The sequence below is a fragment of the Caulobacter sp. CCH9-E1 genome (assembly GCF_001556515.1).
In the GTDB taxonomy this organism is placed as follows: domain Bacteria; phylum Pseudomonadota; class Alphaproteobacteria; order Caulobacterales; family Caulobacteraceae; genus Caulobacter.
Map to the genome: position 1 here is coordinate 43,113 of NZ_LSJA01000073.1, position 24,702 is coordinate 67,814.

Here is a 24,702-nt window from a genome sequence, read left to right on the forward strand (position 1 = left end):
GGGCTTCACGAACGGCGCATCGCGGACGGGACCCAGCCTCACACATCTCTCCCTGAACGGCCTCCTGCCAGGCCTTCAGGTCATTAGCCCGTAGGCGTTCGCCGGCGGGAGGGGACGGCGCGCGCCTGGGGCGGGCGTCGGGACACATTCAACGGAGTTACCCATGTTCAGCCCGCCATCGCGTCTTAAGCTCGCGGTCCTGACCGGAGCCAGCCTATTCGCGCTCGCCTTCGTTTCGGGCGCTCACGCTCAGTCGGCGAATAATCAGAACCAGAAGAACCAAGCCAAGCCGGCGACCGACGACGCCGTCAGCGAAGTGGTCATCACCGGTCAGCGCCTGTCGACCGCCAACTCGATCGAGGAACAGAAAAAGGCCACCGGCGTCGTCAACGTCATTTCCGCCGACGACCTGGGCAAGCTGCCCGACGCGAACGTGGCCGACGCCCTGGCCCGCATTCCCGGCGTCAATGTCGTGGTCAACCAGGAGACCGGCGAAGGCGAATACGTCTCGATCCGCGGCCTGGCCAGCACCTACAACGCCTATTCGATCAACGGCGTGCGCGTGGCGCTGACCGACTCCGGCTCGCGCAAGATGTCGATGACGGTTCTGCCGCCCAACGGCCTGAAGGCGATCGCGGTCAACAAGACCCTGACGCCCGACCTGGACGGCGACGCCATCGGCGGTTCGGTCAACTTCGTCACCCCGACCGCCTTCGACTTCCGCAAGCCCACCCTGCGCGTCTTCGCCTCGTACGGCCTTAATGACCGCGCCCAGAAGCAGGACGAACCGGCCGGCAGCGGCCAGATCCAGATCGACGGCGCCCGCAAGTTCGGCAACGGCGACTTTGGCCTGTTCGGCTCGGTCTATTACGGCAAGAGCCACTACACCAACGAGGAGTCCGAGAACGACGGCGAGTGGGAGCCCTACCGCTGGCGCAAGGACTCGATCGAGCCGATCGACAGCCGCTCGATGTATCTGCCAGGCATCGACCTGGACTTCCGTCGCGGCGAACAGGAGCGCTTTGGCGGCAACTTCTCGGTCGATTATCAGATCGACCAGCACAACTTCTATGTCCGCGGCCAGTACGCCAAGCTGAACCGCACCGGCACCAACGACTACACCGACTTTCGTAGCCGTCCGACCAAGCGCCTGACGCAGGTCAACCTGGAAGACACCACCCTGCGCCAGCCGGAGCAGATGATCACCGGCCGCGATCCGGTGAAGGGCAACATCTACGGCTACACGGCCGGCCAGATCGTCGACACGGACAAGGACGGCCTGATCACCGACGCCGACCGCAAGTCGGGCAACTCGTACTGGTCGCTGTTCGGCCGCTCGGGGGTGTGGAACCCGCAGGCGTTTCAGTTCGCCCGCACCCATGAGTCCCAGGACCAGGAGTCCTCGCTCTACACGATCAACGCCGGCGGCCAGAGCCGCTTCGATCGCCTGAGCCTCGACTACGACCTGAGCTACTCGTACGGCGAGAAGGGCACGCCGCTGTACTACGGCATCGGCTACAACTGCGATAAGTGCTCGACCGATCCGATGTTCACCTCGACGGGCATCCTGTGGTCGTCGGCCGATCCGCGCTTCCCGCTGGCGCAACTGCCGGCCTATGCGGCCAATGTCGATCACCGCGACGATCTGCTGCCGTTCGACGGCGCCTCGATGAGCAAGGACAAGCAGTCCGACGCCCGCACCGCGCTGAAGGTCGACGCCCGTTATGAGGTCGGCGGCCTGTTCGACTATGTGAAGGCCGGCTTCAAGTATCTGAAGTCGGAGCGCGACTACGACTCCACGCCGATCTGGGAAGGCGATCTGTCGGGCACGCCGCTGAACGGCAAGTCGCTCGCGGCGTCGGGCTTGGTCGAGCGTCAGGTCGATGGCTTCTTCAAGGACCGCTACTACTATGGCTCGATCCTGAGCCGTGATCGGGTAATCGCCGCGGTGAACGCCGCCCGCGCCGCCAACCCGGTGACCTACTCGGCCGCCGACCTGAGCAAGGACGACAAGAAGGGCACGGAAACCATCTACGCTGGCTACGCCCTAGCTCACCTGCGCTCGGGCGGCCTGGAGGTCGTCGGCGGCGCCCGCGTCGAGCACACCAAGGTGGAGACCACCGCCTGGATCAGCGACGCCACGTCGTCGGGCTTCGGCAAGACCAACCGCGACTACACCAACTTCCTGCCCAGCATCACCGCCGTCTATCGCCAGGGTCAGAACCTGGTCTATCGCGGCGCGATCTGGACCAGCTTCTCGCGTCCGGAATATTCGAACATCTCGCGCGGCGAAAGCGTGACCCGCGACCCGGCGACCAAGGAAATCATCGCCATCAGCCGCGGCAATCCGGACCTGAAGCCCGGCGAGTCGGTCAATTTCGACGTGTCGGCCGAATGGTATCCGGATCGCTCGAGCGTCTTGTCGATCGGCGTCTTCCACAAGAAGATCAAGAACTTCATCTTCACCAACGGTCGCTCGGTCAGCGCCCCGACCAAGGAAGGCACGATCACCATCACCCAGCCGCAGAACGGCGAGGACGCGACCTTGACGGGCGTGGAGTTGAATCTGATCAAGTCGTTCGAAGGCCTTGCGGCGCCGTTCGACGGCTTTGGCGTCGAGGCCAACGTCACCTCGCAGACATCCGAGGCCGAAACGGGCCTCGACTACCGTCGCGGTCACCCGATCACGTTCCTGCAGGCGCCGGACCTGATCTACAACACCTCGCTGACCTATCAGAAGTACGGCATCGAAGCCAAACTCAGCTATCAGTACCAAGGCGCCTACATCGAAGACACGCGCGACAACGCGGTCGACAAGTGGGTGCAGCCGAACAAGTCGCTCGACCTGCACACGCGCTATAACATTCGCCAGGGCCTGACCGTGGATTTCGACGTGCAGAACATCCTCGACGGTCACCGTTACTACACGACCAAGGGTAAGAACCCGACGTATCAGAAGGACTATATGGAGCCGGGCCGGAACTTCATCCTGCGCGTCGCCTATTCCTACTGATCTGACCTGACCTTCTCGATTGCCCTTCCGGTTCGCGCCGGAAGGGCTTTTCTTTGGCCGCAAGGCCAGTGACTGCCTGTTGGGGCGGCGTCTGTTTGAGTTTACGGTCCCGATTTGTATGGTCCGCGGTGACACCTACCGAAGAGAGAATCATGGCCGTTTCGCCCGAGGAAGGCGCCGAGCGTAGCCGGCGCCGTGAGACCGGCAGCCTGTCGATCGGGGCCCTTAAGGCCTTCGTCACGGTCGTGGATCAAGGCTCCTTCTCGCGCGCGGCCGCCGTGCTGGGTGTGTCCCAGCCCAACATCTCCAATCAGATCAACGCGCTGGAACAGATCTGCGGCGTCCGCCTGTTGAACCGCCGCACCCAGAACCAGAACCTGACCGACGCAGGACGTGAGCTCTATACGCGGGCGCGACTGGTCATCAGCCGCGTCGACGACTTCGAGATGACCGCCAACCTGTTCAGCGGATTGAAGCGGGGGCGCATGTCGATCGGCTTTTCGACGCCGCCGATCGCCATGCAGCTGATCAGTCAGTTTCGGCGCACCTATCCAGATATCGAAATCTCCACGCGCCTGGGCAATACGCGCTCGCTGACGCACGACGTGATGGAGTGCCGGGCCGATGTGGCGATCATCTCGCTGCTGGAGCCCGATCCGGTTCTAGCTTGCCATCTGGTCTTCGAGCAGTCGCTTAACCTGATGGTCCCCATCGACCATCCCTTCGCCCAGCGCCCTCACATAGAAGCCCGCGAGCTGGGCGGCCTGCCGCTGGTTCTTCGGGAGGAGGGGTCGGTGACGCGCGCCTTGACGGAAATCGCGCTCGGTCGAAGCGCCAACAGCGTGGAAAGAGGCTTCATCGTCGAGAGCCGCGAAGCGGTCAAGGAAGCCACCGCACACGGCATCGGGTTCGGCTGCATTCTGGATGGCGAGATCGGACACGACGCCCGGCTCAAGGCCCTGCCTGTCCACGGCCTGCCCCGCAGCGGCGGCGTCTACATCGTCACCTTGCGGGAAAACATGGAGATTCCGGCTGTGTCCGCCTTTATTCGCCTTGCCGGACTACGACACAGCGATCTATAAGTATGTCAAATACTGCTTACCAGCGGATTTGATATTTTTATGACAACGCTCGACACCGTCGAAACCTTGGCGAATGAAATCCGGGACATCTACCTGGGCAACGCCCAGCGTCCCTATGGCCTTTACGGCATCAATCAGCTGCAGCACGCGCTGCAGTCGGCCGCCCACGCCGAGGCCCAGGCCTTGCCGTCATCCCTGGTGATGGCCTGCCTGCTGCACGACGTCGGCCACATGATCCACGACCTGGGCGAAGCGCCTGCGGAAGAGGGCGTGGACGACCTGCACGAGGCCCTCGGCGCCGACTGGACGGCGGCGCGTTTTCCGCGCACCGTCAGCGAGCCCATCCGCCTGCACGTCGCCGCCAAGCGCTATCTTTGCAGCGTCGAACCTGGCTACCAGGATGGCCTTTCGAAAGATTCCCGCATCTCCCTGGCGCTGCAGGGCGGCGCGATGGACAGCGCCGAACAACAGGCCTTCCTGCAAGAACCCTTCTTCGACCAGGCCGTCGCGCTTAGGCGCATTGACGAGTTGGCCAAGGACAAGGACGCCGTCACCGACAGCCTCGACGATTTCCTGCAACGCCACCTCGCTGCGGCGCTACAGCCTTAGGCGCCACCGCCTGATCGTCACATGATTATAGAAATAGTGGATTAGAACTACGAAGCCATAATTGCAGATTATTCAGATGGAGGACGGCAGTCCCCATCGACCGCCGAACGAGGGCGCCATGACCGCTGACCGCCGCCACTTCCTCAAGGCGCTGGGCGCCGCCGGCCTCAGCGCCGCCACGCTAGCGACTCTGGAAAAGGCCATGGCCACCCCGGCCAATAACCGCACCGGGACGATCATGGACGTCGAGCACGTGGTGATCCTGATGCAGGAGAACCGCGCCTTCGACCACTATTTCGGCAGCTTCCCCGGCGTGCGCGGCCTGGGCGATCCGCGGCCTCTGCGGCTTCGCAACGGCCATACCGTCTGGCGTCAGCCCAGCGACCAGCACCCGGACGGCTACGTCCAGCCCTACTGGGCCGATTCAAAGACCGCCAACGCCTATGTGGTCGACGGCGCCGATCAGGGTCACAGCGCCGCGACGATCATCGTCAATGGCGGGCGCTTCGATCAGTGGGGCGTTTCCCGGCAGCTGCAGCACCGGATGACCTACTACAAGGCCTCGGACCTGCCCTACTACCACGCCCTGGCCTCGACCTTCACGATCCTCGACGCCTACCACTGCTCGACCCTGACCCAGACCTATCCCAACCGCCTGCATCTTTGGACCGGCTGCAACGGCGGCGGGCGCGTGGCCGGCGATCCGGTGATGAGCAACTACGGCGAGGACGAGACCCCTTCGGCCGACATGGCCACCGATCAGCCGATCAAGGCCTATGAGTGGACGACCTACGCCGAGCGTCTGGAAGCGGCGGGCGTAAGCTGGAAGGTCTATCAAGAGTACGACAATTTCGGCGACAACATCCTGTCGGTGTTCAAGCCCTTCCGTCCCTGCGACAAGGATTCCAACCTCTATAAGCGCGGCCGTTCATGGGTGTCAGAGCACAAGGAAGGCCCTGACCGAACCCGCTCCGACGGCAAGCAGCTCGTCGAAGCCTTCCGCGCCGATATCGCCGCCGGACGCCTGCCGCAGGTGTCGTGGATCGTCACGGCGGCGGCGCTTTCCGAACACCCCCGCTGGACGCCGGCGGACGGCGAGAACCTGACCGCCAAGCTGATCGAGGCCCTCGTCGATCATCCCGAAGTCTTCTCCAAGACCGTCTTCATTCTCAACTATGACGAGGCCGGCGGCCTGTTCGATCATATGCTGCCGCCCATGCCCGCAGCGGACGAGACGCGCGGCTACAGCGGCGTCAGCGTGGCGGGCGAATTCAAGGACTACGACAAGCACCCTCACCCCGGCGTCCGCGGCCTGCAACCGCTGGGCCTGGGCATCCGCGTGCCGGCCATCGTCGTGTCTCCCTGGAGCCGTGGCGGCTATGTCTGCTCGCAGGTGTTCGACCACACCTCGACCCTGAAGTTCCTGGAAAAGCGCTTCGGCGTGCAGGAGCCGAACATTTCAGACTGGCGGCGCGCGGTGTCGGGCGATCTGACCTCGTGTTTCGATTTCAAGACGCCAAACGCGCGGGGCGTCGACCTGCCGTCCACCGACGACTACACGCAGCGCCTGGCTCACGCCGCCCGCCAGCCCGCCCTGAAAATCCCCGCGGTTCAGACGCCCGCCGAGCAGCCTCGCGTACAAAGGCCGTCGCGACCTCTGCCCTATCGTCTGGGGGCGGACCTGCGCCCCGACGGAGAAGACCTGCTGATCGAGCTTGCCAACACCGGCGGTCAGGCGGCGGTCTTCACCATCCACGACTACGCGCCCTACGGCCTGAGCTCGCCCTGGCACTACACCCTGGTCGCGGGCGAACGCCACACGGCGGCGCATTGGAATAACAAGGACAAGGAAGCCTATGATCTGGCCGTCCACGGCCCCAACGGCTTCCACCGCCATTTCCGCGGCCGCCCGTCCAAGAACGGCTATGTCCGGGTCGCTCTGCGCGAAGACCCGGCCGCCGGAAAGGTCGTTCTGAGCCTGCGCAACGACACCTCGGTCGAGGCGACGCTCACCCTTGGCGTCGATCCGCGTTATCCCGTCGCTCCGGGCGTCCCGCGTCAGCAGACGATCGCCTTGAAGCCAAGCGAGCAGCGTGAGATCGGCCTCGATCTGGCCGCCAGCGACCTGTGGTACGATTTCACTCTGACCGACACTGCGAACGCCGACAGCCTGTGGCGCTATGCCGGGCGTGTCGAAACCGGCAGACCGGGCCGCACCGATCCGGGCATAGGACCGATGGTGCTGACTCTGTAGTCGGGAGAAACATGGCGGAACGGCCAGAGCGCCCGCATCCCGCTCTCGGAAGATGCAAGGCCGGCCATTCTGCAATCGAGTCTTGGAGTTCACGATATTCTTGTGGGCGTACAAATCCGTGCACGCCGACTTGCGTTCCTCCGCTCGGATAGCGGCGTCGCCCCTAGAGAGAAGCGCCGCAACGGCGTCCATTTCCGAGCTCGGGAAGCCGTGGTTGTCCGGGCGCCTCTCCGGCGGCCTTGCCCTTGCGGAGACGCCAACGGAGAACGCCCACGATGAGCAGGTGGCTCGGCGCGAGGCCGGCCAGCAGGGCCAGCAAGCGCCCTGGCAAGCCGCCCGCGGAGCCGTCATGCAGCGGATGGAGCCAGTTCAGCAGTTGGTCATGCGGATTGGCCTCGCGCGCGTTGGTGATCGCGAGCACGCGACCGCTGTCGGCGGCCACCCAGACGAAGCTGTGGGGGAAACGGGCGCTGGGGTCTCCGTTCGCCCGCATCCGCAAACGATAGGCGCCGTGATCGACGGCGGGCGTCTCGATCCAGACAAGCCTCGCGCCCGGCAGGGCTTGGCGCGCAGCCGCGGCGGCGCGATCAACGCTGATCCGGGTTTCCGGTCTGAAGGGTGTGGAAGCGCTGATCGCGGGCGAGGCCGAGGCGGCGCCAAGAGCGGGCGTCAGGACCGCGGCGGATTCCTTGGGCATCGCCAGCAAGATCCCCGTCGCCGTCAGCAGAACCAACAGGCCCAGCGAGGCCAGGCCGACGACCTTGTGAGCATCGTACAGCTTCCGGATCGGGGACGCGTTGCGTTTGACGCGAAGCGCCTTGCCCAGGGCGCCGGGGCGCGGCCACCAGGCCACGAGGCCGCTGATCAGCAACAGCAGCATCGCGATCCCGGACCAGCCGAGGATTTTCGCCCCGGTCGACTGCAAAAGCAGCCGGTGGTGCAGGTCGTAGATCCAGGTGACGGCGTAGTCGCCCCAGTAGTCTCTGCGCAGCACCCGCGCGCCATCCGCGGAAAACCACACCATCATCGGCGCGAAGTCCCGCCCGGCGCGTTCGCGCGGCGCGTAATAGCGCGCGGGAATGTCCCCGCCCCGGTCCGTCACCTCGAAGCGCCAGGGTCCCGTCTTGTCAGGATAGGTCGCCCGCGCCGTCTCTAGAACGTGCTCCCAGCAGGGGGGCGCGGCGCGTCCCGACAGCTTGATCTCCGGGTGAAGGGCGTCGTCGAGGTCGACATAGAACACCAGGATCGAACCGGTGACGCCGATCAGAGCAAACAGCGCGCCGAGCGACAGACCCAGCCAAAGGTGGATCTGCCGCGCGAGCGCGCGCACCGAGATTGTCGCGCGCGCCGCCATGCTCAGTATCGGACGCGGGCCGAGACGTAGGCCGCGCGACCCTCTCCGGGGCTATGCAGGGTCTGGGCGCCGTCCCACCAGACGTATTCGCGATCGGCGCCGGTCAGGTTCTTGAGCTGGAGCCGCAATTCCAGGCGCGGACTGACGCGATAGGCCGCGTCGAGATCGACCGAGACATAGTCGCCAAAGCGGCCATGGTCGTTGCTGGTCGTCAGCTCGTAGGCGCTTTGACCCGAGACCGACGCCGACAGGGTCAGGCTCTGGCTCGCCTTCAGGTCGACGCCGCCGGAGAACATCCGCTCCGGAACGTGGTCGATCCTGTTGCCAACGAGATTGGGCGTGGCGGGATCCGGGGTCTTGATCCGCGCGCGCTGCCAGGCTGCGGCGCCCCAGATCGCCAGACGCGAGCCCAGCTTGGCGTCCACCTGCAGGTCCACGCCCTCGCGCTTGGTGGCGCCCAGGTTGTCGAAGTCGCCGCCGGGGTCGTTCAACTTGCGCTTCAACTCACCAGTCGCCGTCTGCCCCCAGACCGCCAGGCGAGCGGTGAAGGCGTCGGTCGGCGCGTAGCGGACGCCGGCTTCCCACCCCTCGTTGATCGACGGCTTCAGATCGGTCGTCCGAGGGGGGATCAGATAGGCGCCCGAGCCCACGCCGATCTGGAAGCTCTTGCCCCAGTTGCCGTAGACCGTGACCCCCTCGGCGGGGCGCACGGCCAGGCTGAACTTCGGCTGCTGGATGGCGCCGTAGTCGTTCACCGGCGAGGCCTTGCCGTTCATTCGATTGAGGAAGCGGCCATCGACCCAGTCGATCCGCCAGGCCGGAGTCAGGGTCAGCCAGGGGGTGGGCTCGATGACGCTTTGCACGTAGATCCCGCCGACCGTGAGGTCGAACTTCTGGTCGCGGGTCTGAGTGGTGACGACCCGCTCGACGGTGTTGTAGCGCAGCGAGATGTTGTCCTGCCGCTGGACGTCGCCGCCGACTTCGAACACCAGGCGCGACAGGGCCGCCACTTGGGGCTCGTAGCGAAGCGCGGTCATCGCGCCCCAGTGATCCTCGTCAGCGTAGCGGCGCTGCTGGCTGGCGCCGACCGAATACTTCACATAGCGGTCGTCGCGCAGCGTGTTCAGATACAGCGAGTTCGACCACGACAGGGCGGCCGTCGGCGTCCAGTCGAGGTGCAGGCTGTACTGCCCCATGGTCCGCTTGTCGCCGTCGGTGCGGTTGTAGGCGTTGGTCGAGCGCGGCGCGGCGGTCGCCTGGGCTTGGGTCAGATAGCCGGGCTCGTCGGCGTTGCCCTTGTAGTAGCGGGCGATCAGCCCCGCGCGCAGGGCGTCGCTGGGTTGATAGAACCACTTGCCCGCCAGGCTCAGGCGATCCAGCGCGCCGTGGTCGCGATAGCCGTCGGCCTGGCGATAGGCGACGAGATAGTTCTGGCTGACGTCGCCGCGCTCGTAGCCGGCCGAGACCTGGCCGTCATAGGTGGCGTAGGCGCCGGCCAGGACCTTGGCGTCAAGATAGGTCCCGCCGACGCGGGTCAGGATGTTGGCCGAGCCGGCGATGGCGTGCAGGCCATAGCGGGGATCGCTGGCCCCGCGCACCACCTCGACCCCGGCGATGTCCAGCGGGAAGACCATGTCGAGATACGGCATGTTGCCGTCATTGCCATTGGACGGCGCGCCGTCGATCAGCAGCTTGACCGCGTTGATCTCGCCTTCGCCGTTGAAGCCGCGGAACGAGAACTTGCCGCTGGTGGTCCCCTGGTTGAAGTCGGTGACCAGGACGCCGGGCATCTTGCCGATCAGCTCCCAGGCGTAGTCGACATTGGCGGCCTGAGCGACGTCGCCGCCGAGGCGGTCGACCGAGGTCAGCAGCGTCTTGGCCGAGCCGGCCGCGCCGGCGGCGGTGATCAGCACTTCGCCGACGGTGAAGGACACGCCGTCACGCGTGTTGGCGGCGTCCTCGGCGACTGGGGAAGCAGGCGGGGATGGCGCGGAGGCCGTAGTTTCGGCCAGGGCGGGCGTGGCCAACAGCAGGGCGGCGGCGCTGAGAAGCGTAAGGCGGAGAGACATGGAAGCGAGCCTTGTCGTATTGATCTGCGTCTAGTCTGGACAGGCGCGCGCGCTCGTCTTTGCCCGTGGACAAGTAGACGGCGCGGGCGCGCGAATGGCCTCGGAGGAGGTCGGTCAGATCAGAAAGACAGGCGGCCCCGTGGGGGGCGGAGGCGGCGCGGCGAGGCCGCGTCCAGGCGCGGTCGCCGGAGACGCTGGGATAGGAAGGACGACATAGCGAACCGCGCCGGCCCCCGCGACGACGAACAGGCTGGGCGGCGGAGCTCCGGCGGCTTGGACGGCGAAGGGGCAGGGAGCGTCATGGACGGACTTGCCGCCGTGGTCCTCGCCCCGCCCATGGCCCAGCGCTTCTCCCGGCTGGACGACCTTGGCGCCGTCGCCGGTGCAGAGCACCAAGGCGAAGGGAAGGCCATTGCGCGGCTGGGCGTCCGGCATGAAGCCGGCGGGGACCATGATCTTGAGCGTGACCGCCAGCATCGCGAGCGCCAGAAGGGCGTCGCGCTTCAGCTGTTTGGCGATGGGGCTCCAGAGGGTCACGGCGGCGCTTTAGGGCAAATGCGGCGGCGTGTCTTCTACGGGGGTGGTCCTTAAGGGCTCGGGCCCTCAGGCGTGGCCGGGACGCGGTCCGACGAGCATGGGGCCATAGGCGACCGCGAAACCGCCATAGGCCAGGGTCCAGCACAAGGCGGCCAGCGTCAGAAGGCCGGCCTGATACTCGGGGATGAAAGCGGCGGTCACACGCAGCAGGGCGGCCAGATTGATCGCGATGAAGATCGCCACGGTGGCCTGGTCGGCGCTCAGCGGCCGGCCGGTGTGGCCTCGGCTGGCGCGGCACATGACCGCCAGGCAGGTGACGCCGATGGCGCCGGCCGACAGGGCGTGGACGCCGGCCGGACGCGGGACCAGCGGCGACAGGACGCTGGCGCCCAGCAGCAGCAGACCAAGGCCCAACCACCCATAGCTGAGGTGCAGGATCGACAGCAGCGGCTCGGCCATCGTCCTGTTTCCGCGCCAGCGGGTCAGGCGCGCCAGGTTCACGCCCCCGGCGGCGATCAGCAGCACGCCGGCCACCGCTTGTCCGGGCGCGACCGCCCAGCTCAGGGCCGCGACAGCCGCGCTGATCACGGCGATCTTATCGAAGGCTCCGAACGGCGGCGGCAGCTTGGCCTCGCCGCGCTGGCGCAGCCAGTTCTGGGTGAAGCTGGGCGTGATGCGACCGCCGATCAGGGCCAGCATGGCGGCGGCCGCGGCGAGCGCGATCCGCGTCCCCAGGCCTTGCAGACCAAAGGCGGCGTCCAGGTGGAAGGCGATGTTTGCGGCGGCCATCAGGGCCGTCAGCAGGCAGATCGGCAGGTTGCGCCAGTTCCTGCCCGACAGCACCTCGCGCCAGACGACGGCGGCGAAGACGACAAGGAAGGCGGAGTCGATCCAGGCCGCGATCGGGCCGACGAACACCTGGACCAGCATGGCGAGACGCCCCGCCAGCCACAGCGACCAGAGCGCCGCCAGCTTCGCGCCGATCACCGGCATGCGCCCGGTCCAGTTGGGAATGGCGGTGGTCAGAAAGCCCGTCAGGATCGCGCCGAGCACGCCGAACAGCATCTCGTGGACGTGCCAGTCGAGATGTCCGGCCACCGTCTGGCCGCCGAACAGAGACCCGATCCACAACGGCACGGACAGGGCCGACCAGATCGCGCCGGACAAGAAGAACGGCCTGAACCCGTAACTGAACAGGGCGGGGCCGGCATAGGCGCGGCGTTGTTGGGCGGTGCTCATGGCGAGACTCTGGTTAGCGGTCGAGGCTGGGTCGTTGCGCGTCGACAACTCCGCGCAGAGCCGCCTCGAGCGCCTGCAGCAGGGCGTCGCCCATCAGCGGCTTTTCGATCAGCGTCACCCCTCCCAACCGGACGGCGCGGCGCAAATCCGCGGTGGGGTGGGTCGCGGTCATCAGGATCGCGAGGCCGTCCTTGGCCTGCCGAGCGGCTCTAGCCAGCGCGAGTCCGGCGATCGCTGGAGGCGCGTGGCCGATGATCACGGCGTCTGCGCCGCCGGCGTGCAGCCGGTTGACGAAGCTTTCGGCGTCGCCGAACGGCTCGACGCCGTACCCCTCCAGGCCCAGCGAGAAGCAGAGCGCCTGGCGAACCGCCGTGTCCTGGTCGAGGACCAGGACACGGGGCGCGCGGACGGGAGGGGCTTGGGACACGATCCTGGTCCTTCTTGACCGCGGGTCTAGGCGGCCGCCTTCCAGTTCGGCTCCAGCACGACGTGCGGCGGGCATGGCGCGACATCGCCGACGGGCAGGCCGCACAATTCGTTGGCGAAGCCGTGGTTCACATCGCGGTGGTGGGCCTCGTCGGCGCGGACCACCTCGACCACGTCGCGCAGCGTGGCGCCGGCCGGCAGGTTCCAGTAGTCGAGGGCGATCTGGGGCGCGGCGACATTGGCGCTGCGGCCTTCGTCGATCTCGGCGAGGTAGTGGGTGTAGCTGATCACCGCCTCTTCCTCGAAGTAGCCGACCACCCGGTGAGCGGTCTTCGAGGAGATCAGGTAAAGACCGAAGAAGAACAGGTAGAACACCCACTGCGCCGCGACGACGACGACGCGCTCGAACAGGGTCGGCTTGGCCACCTCGATGAAGGTCATCAGGTGCATGCGCTCGTTCTCGGCCTCGTCCATCAGGGTCTTGATCCAGCCCTTGTCGCCTTCCATCCGGCGCAGGCACTTCAGGTGGTTCAGCGTGGCGCCGACCATGCCCGGCACGGCGGCGACGGTCTCCAGGACCACCGCGCGGTGGCCGTAGCGCTTGGCGAAGAAGGTGTCGGCGCAGAAGCGCAGGGCCTTCACGAAGCCGAAGGCGACAACGTCCGAAACGCCCTTCGGCTGGTGGTGAACGTCGAGATCAATGTGCGGAGCGGTCATGGCTTTTCGCCTTTTCATCCTCTGGCGACCCCCTGGCCGCCGATGAGGCGCTTGATACCGCCGCCCGCCTGACCCAGACATTCTGGTCTGATCCTAAGGAGAATCCCTGAGTGGCCGGCGGCGCCCAAGGGAACTAGCGCGGAGCGATGACCATCGACGAGTTCCTGAAGGGCCGTCCGGACCCCATGCGGGAATGGGGCATGGCCATTGGCATCGCGGTCGGGCTGGTGGTCATCGGCACGGCCACCCGCCTGCTGTTTGAGCCGTTGCTCGGCGATCGCGGCCTCTATCTCTTCTTTTTCCCCGCCGTCGTCGCCGCGGCCGCGTTTCGCGGCCTGTACGGCGGGCTCGTCGCCTGCGCGCTGGGTCTTGTCAGCCTGCTGGCGCTGAGCACTCGCGGCGATGGGCTGGACCTCGGCGACTGGGCCGGCGCGGTCCTTTACGTCGCCGTTTGCGTCGCGATCAGCTTCGGCGGCGAGCGCTTTCGGATCGCGCGTCGGCGCACCGAGGCGGTGACCGAGGACCTCCTGGTCCGCGAAGCGCGTCTGGCGTCGATCCTCGACACCGTGCCGGACGCGATGGTGCTGATCGACGACGCCGGCCGCGTCGTCTCGTTCAGTTCCACAGCCGAGCGCTTGTTCGGCTGGACCGCGGCGGAGATCACCGGCCAGAACGTCAGCCGTCTGATGCCCGAGCCCTACCGATCGGCGCACGACGGCTATCTGAGCCGGTACTACGAGACCGGGGAACGCCGGATCATCGGTCTGGGCCGCGTGGTGATCGGCGAGCGCAAGGACGGCTCGACCTTTCCGATGGAGCTGTCGGTCGGGGAAATCCGGGCCCGGCATGGCCGGTTTTTCACGGGCTTCGTGCGCGACCTGACGGAGGCGCAGCGCAGTCAGGCGCGGCTTCAGGAACTGCAGAACGAGCTGGTCCACATCGCGCGCCTGACCTCGATGGGCGAGATGGCCTCGGCCCTGGCCCACGAGATCAACCAGCCGCTGTCGGCGCTGACCAACTATCTGAAAGGCGGTCGCCGCCTGCTGGAAGCGCCGGAAATCGATCGCGACCTGCTGGGCGCGGCCCTGGAGCGGGCGGGCGAGCAGGCCTTGCGCGCGGGCTCGATCATCCGCCGGCTCCGCGACTTCGTCGCGCGGGGCGAGACCGAAAAGCAGGTCGAGGACCTCAACCGCATGGTCGAGGAAGCGGTGGCCCTGGCCCTGATCGGGGTGCGCGAGGTGGGCGTCGATGTGCGCCTCGACCATGGCGCGGGCGGTGAACAGGTGCTGGCCGACCGCGTTCAGGTGCAGCAGGTCATCGTCAACCTGGTCCGCAACGCCGTCGACGCCATGGAAGCCAGTCCGCGCCGCGAATTGACCATCAGCGTCGGCCGCCTGGACGACCAGGCGCTAATGACCGTCGCCGACACCGGGCCGGGCATCGCGCCCGAGATCGCCGACAATCTCTTCGCGCCTTTCATGACCACCAAGCGGGACGGCATGGGCGTTGGCCTGTCGATCTCGCGCACCATCATCGAGGCCCACGGCGGCCGGCTGTGGGTCGAGCCCACGTCGGGCGGGGGCGCGACGTTCAAGTTCACCCTGAAGCTCGTCGAAGGAGAGATCGACCTTGAGTGAGGCTGTCGTTCACATCATCGACGACGATGCGGCCATGCGCGATTCCCTGGCCTTCCTGCTGCAGGTGAACCGGATCCCGTATCGCATCTTCGAGTCGGCGGTCGCCTTCCTGGAGGACCTGCCCGAGGACGGCGGCTGCGTGCTCTCTGACGTGCGCATGCCGCAGATGAACGGCATCCAGATGGTCCGCAAGCTCAAGGAGCTGGACTATCGCGCGCCGATCATCGTCATGACCGGCCACGCCGACGTACCGCTGGCCATCGAGGCGATGAAGGCCGGCGTGTTCGACTTCATCGAAAAACCGTTCGACGAGGACCTGCTGCTGCAGGCTCTGCGCGCGGCGCTCGAGAAGGGCAAGGCGCAGAGCGAACAGGACGAGGCTTTGGCCACGACGCGCCAGCGCATCGCCGCGCTGTCCCCTCGCGAGCGCGACGTTCTCGAGGGCTTGGTCGACGGCAAGGCCAACAAGATCATCGCCTTCGACCTGGGCATCAGTCCGCGCACGGTCGAGATCTACCGCGCCAACCTGATGACCAAGATGCAGGCCCGCAGCCTGTCCGAACTGGTGCGCATGGCGCTCTCGGTCAGAGGCTAGCCAAAACGCCGGAAGAGCACGTTGTTCTCCAGGTGCATGTGATCGCGCAGATCGGCGTCGATCTCCTGGCAGAGGGCGTAGAGCGCGCGCCAGGTTCCGCAGGCGTTTTCGGGCGACGCGAAGTCGTTGGTCAGGCGAGCCAGGCCGGTCAGTTGTTCGATGACGTCCTCGTGCTCGGCCTCCATGCGGGAGATCGGAGCGCCCAGGCGGAGCTCGCCGCGCCGCATCATTGGAAACAGGATCATCTCCTCCTTCTGGTGATGCGCCTCCAGGTCGTCGAACATGAAGGCCAGGTGCTGGGCGATCCCCGTCGGACAGTCGGGTCGATCGCCGTGCACGCTCTCCACCCGCGCCGCCAGGAAGATGGCCTCCGGAAACTGCCGGCGGTGGACCTGGTGGTATCGCTCCAGCAGGTGGTCGATCAGGGCTCCGGTCTCGGCGGGCGCCGCCGCCTCGGTCCGGTCCAGGGCGTCCAATTGCGCGATGAGACCCGCAAGATCGACCCGGCGCCCCTCGGCGGCCTCCGCGAGCGATGCGTCGCCTCCACAGCAGTAGTCGATCTTGTGGCGGCGGAAGATCGCGGTCGCCCCTGGGCGGCCGATGGCGATATCGCGAACGGTCTGGTCGCGAAGGGAACGGGCGGTGGTGATGTCCATGACAGGCTCTCCTCTGCCGCCTGACTAGATCGGCCCAGGGCGGAGAACGTTGCGCCGCGCCAAGTTCGCGCGAACGTCGAACGTCGCGAGACCGGCGTTCCGCGCCTACTTAAGGAAGCGTCGCCATGGCGGCTCGACGCGGACTTCCAATGCACGGGAAAGGCCGCGCTGCTTGGGTTTTGCGTCGATTTCGGCGGATCCGTCGGATGATCCGCCACGCCCGGCGCAGGTTGTCCATGCACAAAGATCGGGATGCTCGGAGGTCTACCTGTCCCGTCCATCGGCGCCGTTCGGGCGTCGGAGGATAGGAATATGAAAGCCCTCGCTCTTTTCGCCACCGCCGCGGCCCTAGCCCTGACCGGGACCGCCGCCATTGGCGCCACGCCGGATGCTCCGGCTCCCGCCGTCGCCGACACCGTCCGTCTGGCCACCGACCTGCCGCCGCCGATCGCCCGTCGCGCCCCCGCCACGGTGAAGGTCGACCTGGTCACTCAGGAAGTGGTCGGCAAGCTGGCCGACGGCGCCAGCTTCAAGTTCTGGACCTTCAACGGCAAGGTGCCGGGGCCGATGGTCCGCGTCCGGGTCGGCGACACCGTCGAGGTCTCGCTGAAGAACGCCGCCGACAGCGAGCACATGCACAATGTCGACTTCCACGCCGTCACCGGTCCCGGCGGCGGCGGCGTCGCCACCATGGCCGCGCCGGGGGAAACGCAGACCTTCACCTTCAAGGCGATTGCGCCGGGTCTCTATGTCTATCACTGCGCCACCCCGATGGTGGCCGAGCACATCGCCAACGGCATGTATGGCGCGATCCTGGTCGAGCCCGAGGAAGGCCTGCCCAAGGTCGACCACGAGTTCTACGTCATGCAGGGCGAGGTCTATACCGACGAGGCCATGGGCTCGAAGGGCCTGCTGAACGAAAGCATCGAGAAGCTCCTGAACGAGCAGCCGGAATTCTACATCTTCAACGGCGGCTTCAAGGCGCTGACCGGCGACAAGGCCCTGCACGCCAAGGTCGGCGAGACGGTCCGGATCTTCTTCGGCGTCGGCGGCCCCAACAAGACCTCCAGCTTCCACGTGATCGGCGAGATCTTCGACCACGTCTATCCGTACGGCTCGCTGACTAGCACCCCGATCAAGGACGTCCAGACGGTCACCGTCGCGCCCGGCGGCGCCACCGTCGTCGACTTCAAGCTGGAAGTGCCCGGCAACTACATCCTGGTCGACCACGCCCTGAGCCGCCTGGAGCGCGGCGGCGCCGGCATCCTGACCGTCGAGGGCCCCGCCAATCCCGAGGTCTTCAACGCCCCGCCGAACCCGCACAAGGGCGGCGGCCACTAAGGCGATGTCCCCAGGGGCGGCGAGCGTTCGCCGCCCCTTTTTCTTCTCTGACAGACAATAGATTGATCCATGAGACAGCATGTCCTGCTGGCGCTCGCGGGCGTGAGCGCGCTCGCCTTCGCCGCGTCCGCCCGCGCCGCCGAAGCGCCCACGCGCACCGGCCAGCTCCTGCTCGAGGCGCGCACCCGCTATGAGCTCTATGATCCCGATGGCCCGGACGCCGAGGCTGTCACGATGCGCCTGCGTCTCGGCTGGCGCCAGCCGCTGGCCAAGAGCCTGACCGCTCTGATCGAGATGGAAGCCGTCGGCGCCCTGGTCGACGACTATGCCGACGGGGTCCACGCCAAGCCCGGAAAAGCGACCATAACCGACCCCGAGACCGTCGAGTTGAACCGGGCTGCTCTGGAGTGGCGGCCGACCGCCGCCCTGGGCGTCGATGTCGGCCGGCAACGCATCATCCTCGGCAACGCCCGCTTCGTCGGCAACAGCGGCTGGCGGCAGAACGAGCAGACCTTCGACGCCGTCAAGCTGACCGCTAAACCGGCCAAGAGCGTGACCCTGACCTACGCCTATGCCGACCGCGTGCGCCGGCCGCTGGGGCGCAAGTCGTCGCAAGGCGTCTGGCGCGGCGACGTTCACATGCTGCAGGCGGAAGCCGACCTCGGCGCGCTCGGCAAGGGAACCGCCTACGCGCTCCTGCTGGATCTCGACAACGCCCCGACCCAGTCCTCGAAAACCTTCGGCGCCCGGCTGGCCGGCGCCCACGCCCTACGGCCGGGCCTCAGCGGGACCTGGGAGCTGGAGCACGCCCATCAGGTCGACTGGAAGAGCAACCCGCGGAATTTCTCGCTGAACTATGACGCCGCGTCCCTGGGCCTGAAGACCGCCAGGTCGGCGATCTCGGCGAACCTGGAACGACTGCAGGGCGATGGCGTCAACGCCTTCCAGACGCCGCTGGCTTCGCTGCATGGCTTCCAGGGCCTGTCGGACGTGATCGGCGCGACGCCGGCCAAGGGCGTGCGCGACGCCTTCCTGCGCGGAACGACGACCATCGGCGTCAAGCAACCGCTGAAGCTGACCGGCGAAGCCCACGACTTCGACACCACCGTCGGGTCCCAGAACCTAGGGCGCGAGGTCGACGTCGTCGTCTCCACGCCCATTGCCAAGGGGTGGACGTTCGAGCTGGGCGTGGCCCGGTTCGAGACGCAAAGCCCGGCCTATCCCGACGCGACGCGGGCGTGAGCCAGCCTCGACTTCAAGCTCTGAGTTCACGAAAGCTGGGAAGGAGGAAGGGCCCGCGCAAGCGGGCCCTTTTCGTGGGCTCTAGCCGCACTTGGAGTAGCCGCAGTCGGTGCAAGTGTCGCAGCCTTCCTTGCGGATCAAAGCGGGGCTGGCGCAGCGCGGACAGACGGCGGGACGCGGCGCGTCGGCCTGGGGTTCGACGGGCTCGGCGATCCTCGGCGCGGGCGCCGCGAGGTCCTGGCGCAGATGCCGCTCGACAACGCCGCCGATCGCCGCCAGCAGCGAGGGCACGTAACGTCCCGACAGCCAGGCGCCGCCTTGCGGGTCGAACACCGCCTTCAGTTCCTCGGCCACGAAGCCGACGTCGCCGCCGCGCCGGAACACCGCAGAGATCATCCGGGTCAGGGCCAGGGTCCAGGCATAGTGCTCCATGTTCTTGGAGTTGACGAAGATCTCGAACGGCCGCCGCTGGCCGTCGACGACCGCGTCGTTGACCGTCACGTAGACGGCGTGAGCGCTGTGCGGCCATTTGATCTTGTAGGTCATGCCGCTGAGGGCCTCCTCGCGGGCGATCAGCGGCGTGTCGTCGCGGGAAGCTTCCGGTGTCGGCGGCTGTTCGGCTGGCGGCGCATCCACCGACAGGACGGAGCCGGTGACGGCGTTGGGCCGATAGGTCGTCAGGCCCTTGCACCCCATCCGCCAGCCTTCGAGATAGACGTCGCAAAAGGCGTCGAAGGCGATGTCGGCCGGGCAGTTGACGGTCTTGGAGATCGAGCTGTCGATCATGGACTGGGCCGCCGCCTGCATGACCAGGTGCTCGCGCGGCGTCAGGGTCTGGGCCGAGACGAAGACGTCCGCCGGCGGCCCGGCGTCGCCGTGCAGCCGCTTCCAGACCGTCAGGGCGTAGTCCTCGACCGCCTCCTGCCTGGTCGAGCCGTCGGGCTGGCGGACCTTGCGGTTATAGGCGTAGGCGAAGACCGGCTCGACGCCGGACGAGACGTTGCCAGCCACCAGCGAGGTGGTGCCCGTCGGCGCGATGGAGGTCAGGCAGCCGTTGCGCAGGCCGTGCTTGGCGATCAGCGCGCGGGTTTCCTCATCGAGCTCGAGCAGGTTCGGCCGATCCAGCACACAAGGGTCCCAGAGCGGATAGGGCCCCTTCTCGGCGGCCAGGGCGGCGGAGGCGCGGTAGGCCTCGCGCTTGATGATCCCCAGCCAGCGCCTGGTCGTCTCCGCCGCTTCTTCCGAGCCATAGCGCTGGCCGCAGAAGATCAGGGCGTCGGCGAGACCCGTGACGCCCAAACCGAGGCGCCGCTTGGCGCGCGCCTCTTCCGCCTGGGCCTCCAACGGGAAGCGCGAGACGTCGATCACGTCGTCCAGGAATCGGATCGCGACGTGGGTCAGTTCCGCGAGCTTCTCCTCGTCGAGCGCCGCGCCATCGGAGAAGGGCGCAGCCACCAGTCGAGCCAGGTTGATCGAGCCGAGCAGGCAGGCGCCGTAGGGCGGCAGCATCTGTTCGCCGCAGGGGTTGGAGGCGCTGATCGTCTCGCAATCGGCCAGATTGTTCCGGGCGTTGACCCGGTCGACGAAGATCACGCCCGGCTCGGCATAGGCGTAGGTCGCCGTCATCAGCCGCCGCCACAAGTCGCTGGCCCGAACCGTCCTGAACACCTCGCCGCCGAACACCAGCGGCCAGTCGGCGTCGGCCGCCAGGGCCTCCAGGAAGGCGTCGGTGACCAAGACCGAGAGGTTGAAGTTGCGCAGGCGCGTCGGCTCGCGCTTGGCGTCGATGAAGGCCTCGATGTCGGGGTGGTCGATGCGCAGGCAGCCCATCATCGCCCCGCGCCGCTGGCCGGCCGACAGGATCGTTCGGCACATCGAGTCCCAGACGTCCATGAAGCTCAGAGGGCCCGAGGCGTCGGCCCCGACGCCGCGCACCGGCGCGCCGGACGGACGGATGGTCGAGAAGTCCATGCCGACGCCGCCGCCCTGCTGCAGGGTCACCGCCGCCTCGCGCAAATGCTCGAAGATGCCGGGCAGGTCGTCGGGCAAGGTTCCCATGACGAAGCAGTTGAACAGGGTGACCGCCCTCCCCGTCCCGGCCCCGGCGAAGATGCGGCCGGCCGGCATGAACTGGAAGTCGCCCAGAGCGTCGAGGAACTTCCCCCGCCAAGCCTCGCGAGCCTCGATGGGTTCGGCCTCCGCGATCGCTTCCGCCACGCGGCGCCAGCTGTCCTCGACCGAGGCGTCGCCGCCGCCGGCGTCCGGCGCGAAGCGATATTTCGCGGCCCATAGCTCCGCGGCCAGGGGAATGTCGAAGGCCATCATCCGGCTCCTGTTCCAAAGACCAGGAGGCTGGCGGATTCGCGCCGACACGGAATTGTCGATCGACAAGGTAAGGATCACGATGGTCCGTGCGGAATTCGCATTCGCTTGCTCTGGAGCAAGGTCTCCGAGTCTCACCCGGTCTATCGGTGGCGACGAGCGGGCGGTTCGCCCGTCCCCAGACAAAGGTGAGTGAAGATGTTGAAGTCCGTTCTCGTCGCCGGGGCCATGATCGGCGCGGTGGCGATCGCCGGGACCGCAGGCGCGGCCGAACTGCAGGTCAAGATGCTGAACCAAGGCTCGCAGGGCGCAATGGTGTTCGAGCCGGCGAACGCCAAGCTGAAGGTGGGCGACACCATCCGCTTCATCCCGACCGACCCTGGCCATAACGTCGAGACGATCCCCGGCATGTGGCCTGCCGGTGTCGCGCCGGTGAAGGGCTTGATCGGCAAGGAAGTCGTGGTGAAGGTCGCCAAGTCGGGCGTCTATGGCTTCAAGTGCATGCCGCACTGGGCGATGGGCATGACCTTCGTAGCCAAGGTCGGCGACGGCAAGCCGAACGCCGCCCAGGCCGAAGCCGCCATCGCCACCGCGCCGACCATGGCCAAGAAGCGCCTGACCGCCGAATTCGCCGCGATCAAGTGAGCACGCCAAAGCGCCGTCGCTCTCGGAGCGGCGGCGCTTTGTCTTTGCGTCGATTGAAAGGGTCAGCCCGCCTCGGCGAGGTTCGTCAGCATGTCCAGCCGGCGCACGATGATGCGGCGGCGCGCGCTGGCGGTGACGCCGCGCTCGTCCCAGGCCGCCAGCGTCCGGCTGACCGTGTGCAGGGTCGAGCCAGCCATCTCGGCCAGCTCCTGGCGAGTGATCGGGAAGTCGATCTCGATCCCTCCGTCGGTCTTGCGGCCGGCCTGCTGCACCAGGCGCAACAGCGTGCGGGCGATGCGCTGCTCGACCTTCTCGCCAGCCATTTCGCCGACCCGATCCTGCAGTTCGAACAGGCGATGCCCGGCCGAGGCGGCCGAGCCCATGGCGATCTCGGGATAGCGCGCCATCAGCTGACGCATGGCCGCGACGGTCCAGTAGATCTCGAGGCTATCGACCACCGCCACGGCGTCAGCCGGGAACGGCTTGCCCATCAGGGCCGCGACGGTGCCGTACATCTCGCCCGGCCCGATGAAGCGGATCACCGACTGGCTGCCCTCGGGACGCGCCTGGACGATCTTGATCCGGCCTTCCAGCAGCGTGTGGCAGGTCGAGCCGGGATCGCCCTGGCTGAAGACGACGCGCCCGGCGACCAGCGGCCGAACGGTTCCGGCCCCGAGAACGTCGGCGGCCGCGATCTCGTCCAGATGGCCGAACATGTCGGCGCCGCGAAGACGAAGACTATAGGGAGGGATGGTGGCGACCATGAGAGACGTGTGGCTTGGGTGAAATGCTGACGTCACCCCTAAGCTCGGCCGGGCCCCAGCTTAATCCCGGAATTCTACCTAGGGCGATTTCCCGAATAACGGCGGGACCGGGCTGGTTGCTAAGGCTCAAGGCGATACAAGCCTCAGCCGTCGGGCCGCCCATGACCCTCGCCTTCGCCAAGTTCGATCCGCAGCCCGCCCAGACGCTGGTCCCCGCCGGGGTCAGCGTTCGCCGGGCGCCGGGCGAGGAGATCTTCGCCCAGGGCGAGACGGTCGACACCGTCTACCAGCTGCTGTCGGGCGCGGTGCGGACCTATCGCCTGCTGGGCGACGGCCGCCGTCACGTCTGCGACTTCCACGTTCCCGGCGACGTCCTGGGGCTGGAGGCGGGCGGCGAACATGCCTGCTCCGCCGAGGGCATGACCGACGTGATCCTGCTGGCCATTCCGGTCGCCACGCTGCGCCGCCTGTCGGCCCACGATCCCTTGCTGGGCCAGCGCCTGCTGTCGATCGCGTCTAGCGGACTGCAACGCAGCCAGAACCACGCAGCCATGCTGGCGCGGTTGGGCGCCGTCGAACGCGTCGCCGCCTTCCTGATCGACTTCGCCCAGCGCTTCGACGCGGACGACGAGTTCGATCTGCCGATGACCCGCCAGGACATCGCCGACTATCTGGGCCTGACCATCCACACCGTCTCCCGCACGCTGTCGCAGCTTCAGGACCAGGGGCTGATCGATGCGCGCGCCTCGCGCCGCGTGCGTCTGCGTCGGCAGGACGAGCTTCTAGGACTATGCGCATGACCCCTTCGGTCCTGACCCCGGCCCAGCGCCAGCACGCCGAACGGAACCTCCCCCGCTATACCAGCTATCCGACCTCGCTGGCCTTTGACGCCGAGCAGGCGCTCCACGCCCAGGACTGGTTCGCCCGCACCCGCGCCGAGGACCGGCTGTCGGTCTATGTCCACGTGCCATTCTGTCGGCGCCTGTGCTGGTACTGCGGCTGCCATACCTCCATCGCTCACACCTACGAGCGCGTCGGAACCTTCTTCGAGACCTTGATGCGCGAGGTCGACCTGGTCGCCGCGCGCCTTGGCGAGCACGATGGTCTGGCGCACCTGCACTTCGGCGGCGGCAGCCCGAACGCGCTCAGCCCCGAGGACTTCGCCGCCCTGGTCACGCGGCTGAAGACCGTCTTCCGCCCGCGCCTGGGCGCCGAGATCGCCGCAGAGCTGGACCCGGGCATGCTGTCCGAGGCCTTTGTCGACGCGGCCGGCGCCGTGGGCGTCAATCGCGTCAGTCTAGGCGTCCAGACCTTCGATCCGACCGTGCAGGCTCTGGTCAATCGCATCCAGCCCTACGACCATGTCGCCCGTGCGACCGAGCGGCTGCGCGCCGTCGGCGTCAAAGGGCTGAACTTCGACCTGATGTACGGCCTGCCCGGCCAGACCCCGGCGAACGTCCATGAGTCGGCTCGCCTTGCGGTCCAGCTTCGGCCCGATCGGGTAGCCGTGTTCGGCTACGCCCACGTGCCGTGGATGAAGAAGCACCAGACCATGATCCGCGAGGCCGATCTCGCCGACCTGGATGGTCGCTGGGCCCAGGCAGAGGCCGCGGACGCGGCGCTGACAGAGGCGGGCTATGTCCGCATCGGCCTCGACCACTACGCCTTGCCGGACGACACGCTGGCCCGCGCGGCGGCGGAAGGACGCCTCCGGCGGAATTTCCAGGGCTATACGGACGATCCCGCACCAGTGCTTATTCCGATTGGGCCGTCGTCGATCGGCCAGTTCCGAGAAGGATTCGTCGGCAACCACGTGCCGACCGACCAGTGGTCCGGCGCCATCGCGCGCGGCGAGCTGCCGCTGAACCGAGCCCTGGCCGTCGACGCCGAGGACCGCCTTCGGGCGGCGGTGATCGAGCGACTGATGTGCGACATGCGCGTGGATGTCGCCGCCATCTGTCGCGAGCATGACGTGGCCGAGGATCATCTGGACGCCGAGTTGACCGAGACCGACGCCCTGCAACGGGCCGGCCTCTGCGTCCGCGACGGCGCGGTGATCTCGATCCCCGAGCCCGCCCGCCGCCTGATGCGTGTGGTCGCCGCCGCCTTCGACGCGCGGCTGCCGGCGGTCGCCACGCGCCACGCCAAGGCGGTCTGATCGGGCGAGGTTGCTCCCGAGCAACGTCCGCGGACCTTCCGG

General features: G+C 67.2%; 20 protein-coding genes. 11 read left to right on the forward strand and 9 right to left on the reverse strand.

Going from position 1 to position 24,702, the window contains the following annotated elements:
• The first annotated feature begins 163 nt into the window (after positions 1 to 163).
• From AX690_RS03740 to AX690_RS03755, 4 genes are all read left to right on the forward strand, one after another.
• Entirely contained in the window at positions 164 to 3,013 is a 2,850-nt protein-coding gene (locus AX690_RS03740; RefSeq protein WP_066682482.1) for a TonB-dependent receptor, read from the forward strand.
• 152 nt (positions 3,014 to 3,165) lie between these two features.
• Complete coding sequence (locus AX690_RS03745) at positions 3,166 to 4,095, forward strand: LysR substrate-binding domain-containing protein (RefSeq protein ID WP_066682483.1); 930 nt, start codon at positions 3,166 to 3,168, stop codon at positions 4,093 to 4,095.
• Positions 4,096 to 4,134: 39 nt separating this feature from the next.
• Entirely contained in the window at positions 4,135 to 4,704 is a 570-nt protein-coding gene (locus AX690_RS03750; protein WP_066682484.1) for an HD domain-containing protein, read from the forward strand.
• Between the two features lie 118 nt (positions 4,705 to 4,822).
• Positions 4,823 to 6,958 (forward strand): phosphocholine-specific phospholipase C, encoded by a 2,136-nt coding sequence (locus AX690_RS03755; protein WP_066682518.1) that lies wholly within the window; start codon positions 4,823 to 4,825, stop codon positions 6,956 to 6,958.
• A 163-nt stretch (positions 6,959 to 7,121) separates the two neighbouring features.
• Here AX690_RS03755 and AX690_RS03760 read toward each other — a convergent pair whose 3' ends face one another.
• The 6 genes from AX690_RS03760 to AX690_RS03785 form a co-directional block, all read right to left on the reverse strand.
• Positions 7,122 to 8,312, reverse strand: coding sequence for a PepSY domain-containing protein (locus AX690_RS03760; RefSeq protein WP_082769488.1), 1,191 nt, complete (start codon positions 8,310 to 8,312; stop codon positions 7,122 to 7,124).
• 2 nt (positions 8,313 to 8,314) lie between these two features.
• Positions 8,315 to 10,381 (reverse strand): TonB-dependent receptor, encoded by a 2,067-nt coding sequence (locus tag AX690_RS03765; RefSeq protein ID WP_066682485.1) that lies wholly within the window; start codon positions 10,379 to 10,381, stop codon positions 8,315 to 8,317.
• 114 nt (positions 10,382 to 10,495) lie between these two features.
• Positions 10,496 to 10,918 carry a DUF2946 family protein gene (locus AX690_RS03770; RefSeq protein ID WP_066682487.1) on the reverse strand — a complete coding sequence of 141 codons (423 nt, stop codon included), beginning with the start codon at positions 10,916 to 10,918 and terminating at the stop codon, positions 10,496 to 10,498.
• A 66-nt stretch (positions 10,919 to 10,984) separates the two neighbouring features.
• Positions 10,985 to 12,157 carry an NnrS family protein gene (locus AX690_RS03775; protein WP_066682489.1) on the reverse strand — a complete coding sequence of 391 codons (1,173 nt, stop codon included), beginning with the start codon at positions 12,155 to 12,157 and terminating at the stop codon, positions 10,985 to 10,987.
• Between the two features lie 13 nt (positions 12,158 to 12,170).
• Positions 12,171 to 12,584 (reverse strand): response regulator, encoded by a 414-nt coding sequence (locus AX690_RS03780; protein ID WP_066682491.1) that lies wholly within the window; start codon positions 12,582 to 12,584, stop codon positions 12,171 to 12,173.
• Between the two features lie 26 nt (positions 12,585 to 12,610).
• Positions 12,611 to 13,300: an alternative oxidase gene (locus AX690_RS03785; RefSeq protein WP_066682493.1), complete on the reverse strand. Its 690-nt coding sequence runs from the start codon at positions 13,298 to 13,300 to the stop codon at positions 12,611 to 12,613.
• A 146-nt stretch (positions 13,301 to 13,446) separates the two neighbouring features.
• Between AX690_RS03785 and AX690_RS03790 the strand changes: the two genes are divergently transcribed.
• Positions 13,447 to 14,937, forward strand: a complete 1,491-nt coding sequence (locus tag AX690_RS03790; RefSeq protein WP_231732109.1) for a PAS domain-containing sensor histidine kinase — start codon at positions 13,447 to 13,449, stop codon at positions 14,935 to 14,937.
• Positions 14,930 to 15,532: a response regulator FixJ gene (gene fixJ / locus AX690_RS03795; RefSeq protein ID WP_082769490.1), complete on the forward strand. Its 603-nt coding sequence runs from the start codon at positions 14,930 to 14,932 to the stop codon at positions 15,530 to 15,532. Before AX690_RS03790 ends, fixJ begins: the two co-directional genes overlap by 8 nt.
• Here fixJ and ric read toward each other — a convergent pair.
• Entirely contained in the window at positions 15,529 to 16,188 is a 660-nt protein-coding gene (gene ric, locus AX690_RS03800) for an iron-sulfur cluster repair di-iron protein (RefSeq protein WP_066682495.1), read from the reverse strand. The two genes, fixJ and ric, sit on opposite strands and share 4 nt — an antisense overlap.
• A 312-nt stretch (positions 16,189 to 16,500) precedes the next feature.
• Here ric and nirK point away from each other — a divergent pair, with 312 nt between their 5' ends.
• Positions 16,501 to 17,529, forward strand: a complete 1,029-nt coding sequence (gene nirK, locus AX690_RS03805) for a copper-containing nitrite reductase (RefSeq protein ID WP_066682497.1) — start codon at positions 16,501 to 16,503, stop codon at positions 17,527 to 17,529.
• A gap of 69 nt (positions 17,530 to 17,598) precedes the next feature.
• Positions 17,599 to 18,771 carry a hypothetical protein gene (locus AX690_RS03810; protein ID WP_066682499.1) on the forward strand — a complete coding sequence of 391 codons (1,173 nt, stop codon included), beginning with the start codon at positions 17,599 to 17,601 and terminating at the stop codon, positions 18,769 to 18,771.
• A gap of 81 nt (positions 18,772 to 18,852) precedes the next feature.
• Here AX690_RS03810 and AX690_RS03815 read toward each other — a convergent pair whose 3' ends face one another.
• On the reverse strand, positions 18,853 to 21,093 hold the full coding sequence (locus tag AX690_RS03815; RefSeq protein ID WP_066682524.1) for an adenosylcobalamin-dependent ribonucleoside-diphosphate reductase: 2,241 nt from the start codon (positions 21,091 to 21,093) through the stop codon (positions 18,853 to 18,855).
• Between the two features lie 198 nt (positions 21,094 to 21,291).
• Here AX690_RS03815 and AX690_RS03820 point away from each other — a divergent pair, with 198 nt between their 5' ends.
• Positions 21,292 to 21,738 (forward strand): pseudoazurin, encoded by a 447-nt coding sequence (locus tag AX690_RS03820; protein WP_066682526.1) that lies wholly within the window; start codon positions 21,292 to 21,294, stop codon positions 21,736 to 21,738.
• A gap of 62 nt (positions 21,739 to 21,800) precedes the next feature.
• On the opposite strand, the gene AX690_RS03825 is transcribed toward AX690_RS03820, so the two are convergent.
• On the reverse strand, positions 21,801 to 22,502 hold the full coding sequence (locus AX690_RS03825; RefSeq protein ID WP_066682501.1) for a Crp/Fnr family transcriptional regulator: 702 nt from the start codon (positions 22,500 to 22,502) through the stop codon (positions 21,801 to 21,803).
• A 161-nt stretch (positions 22,503 to 22,663) separates the two neighbouring features.
• Here AX690_RS03825 and AX690_RS03830 point away from each other — a divergent pair, with 161 nt between their 5' ends.
• Together AX690_RS03830 and hemN are read left to right on the forward strand one after the other, a co-directional pair.
• The gene (locus AX690_RS03830; RefSeq protein WP_066682504.1) at positions 22,664 to 23,302 is read left to right on the forward strand and encodes a helix-turn-helix domain-containing protein; all 639 of its coding nucleotides are present in this window, start codon (positions 22,664 to 22,666) and stop codon (positions 23,300 to 23,302) included.
• On the forward strand, positions 23,299 to 24,660 hold the full coding sequence (hemN, locus tag AX690_RS03835; RefSeq protein WP_066682528.1) for an oxygen-independent coproporphyrinogen III oxidase: 1,362 nt from the start codon (positions 23,299 to 23,301) through the stop codon (positions 24,658 to 24,660). Before AX690_RS03830 ends, hemN begins: the two co-directional genes overlap by 4 nt.
• Positions 24,661 to 24,702 lie beyond the last annotated feature (42 nt).

Coding starts and splice junctions, on each gene's coding strand:
- AX690_RS03830 (WP_066682504.1), top strand. CDS start 22,664: ATGACCCTCGCCTTCGCCAAGTTCGATCCGCAGCCCGCCCAGACGCTG.
- hemN (WP_066682528.1), top strand. CDS start 23,299: ATGACCCCTTCGGTCCTGACCCCGGCCCAGCGCCAGCACGCCGAACGG.
- AX690_RS03825 (WP_066682501.1), bottom strand. CDS start 22,502: ATGGTCGCCACCATCCCTCCCTATAGTCTTCGTCTTCGCGGCGCCGAC.
- AX690_RS03810 (WP_066682499.1), top strand. CDS start 17,599: ATGAGACAGCATGTCCTGCTGGCGCTCGCGGGCGTGAGCGCGCTCGCC.
- ric (WP_066682495.1), bottom strand. CDS start 16,188: ATGGACATCACCACCGCCCGTTCCCTTCGCGACCAGACCGTTCGCGAT.
- AX690_RS03765 (WP_066682485.1), bottom strand. CDS start 10,381: ATGTCTCTCCGCCTTACGCTTCTCAGCGCCGCCGCCCTGCTGTTGGCC.
- AX690_RS03785 (WP_066682493.1), bottom strand. CDS start 13,300: ATGACCGCTCCGCACATTGATCTCGACGTTCACCACCAGCCGAAGGGC.
- AX690_RS03755 (WP_066682518.1), top strand. CDS start 4,823: ATGACCGCTGACCGCCGCCACTTCCTCAAGGCGCTGGGCGCCGCCGGC.
- AX690_RS03775 (WP_066682489.1), bottom strand. CDS start 12,157: ATGAGCACCGCCCAACAACGCCGCGCCTATGCCGGCCCCGCCCTGTTC.
- AX690_RS03745 (WP_066682483.1), top strand. CDS start 3,166: ATGGCCGTTTCGCCCGAGGAAGGCGCCGAGCGTAGCCGGCGCCGTGAG.
- AX690_RS03820 (WP_066682526.1), top strand. CDS start 21,292: ATGTTGAAGTCCGTTCTCGTCGCCGGGGCCATGATCGGCGCGGTGGCG.
- AX690_RS03750 (WP_066682484.1), top strand. CDS start 4,135: ATGACAACGCTCGACACCGTCGAAACCTTGGCGAATGAAATCCGGGAC.
- AX690_RS03740 (WP_066682482.1), top strand. CDS start 164: ATGTTCAGCCCGCCATCGCGTCTTAAGCTCGCGGTCCTGACCGGAGCC.
- AX690_RS03760 (WP_082769488.1), bottom strand. CDS start 8,312: ATGGCGGCGCGCGCGACAATCTCGGTGCGCGCGCTCGCGCGGCAGATC.
- AX690_RS03790 (WP_231732109.1), top strand. CDS start 13,447: ATGACCATCGACGAGTTCCTGAAGGGCCGTCCGGACCCCATGCGGGAA.
- nirK (WP_066682497.1), top strand. CDS start 16,501: ATGAAAGCCCTCGCTCTTTTCGCCACCGCCGCGGCCCTAGCCCTGACC.
- AX690_RS03815 (WP_066682524.1), bottom strand. CDS start 21,093: ATGGCCTTCGACATTCCCCTGGCCGCGGAGCTATGGGCCGCGAAATAT.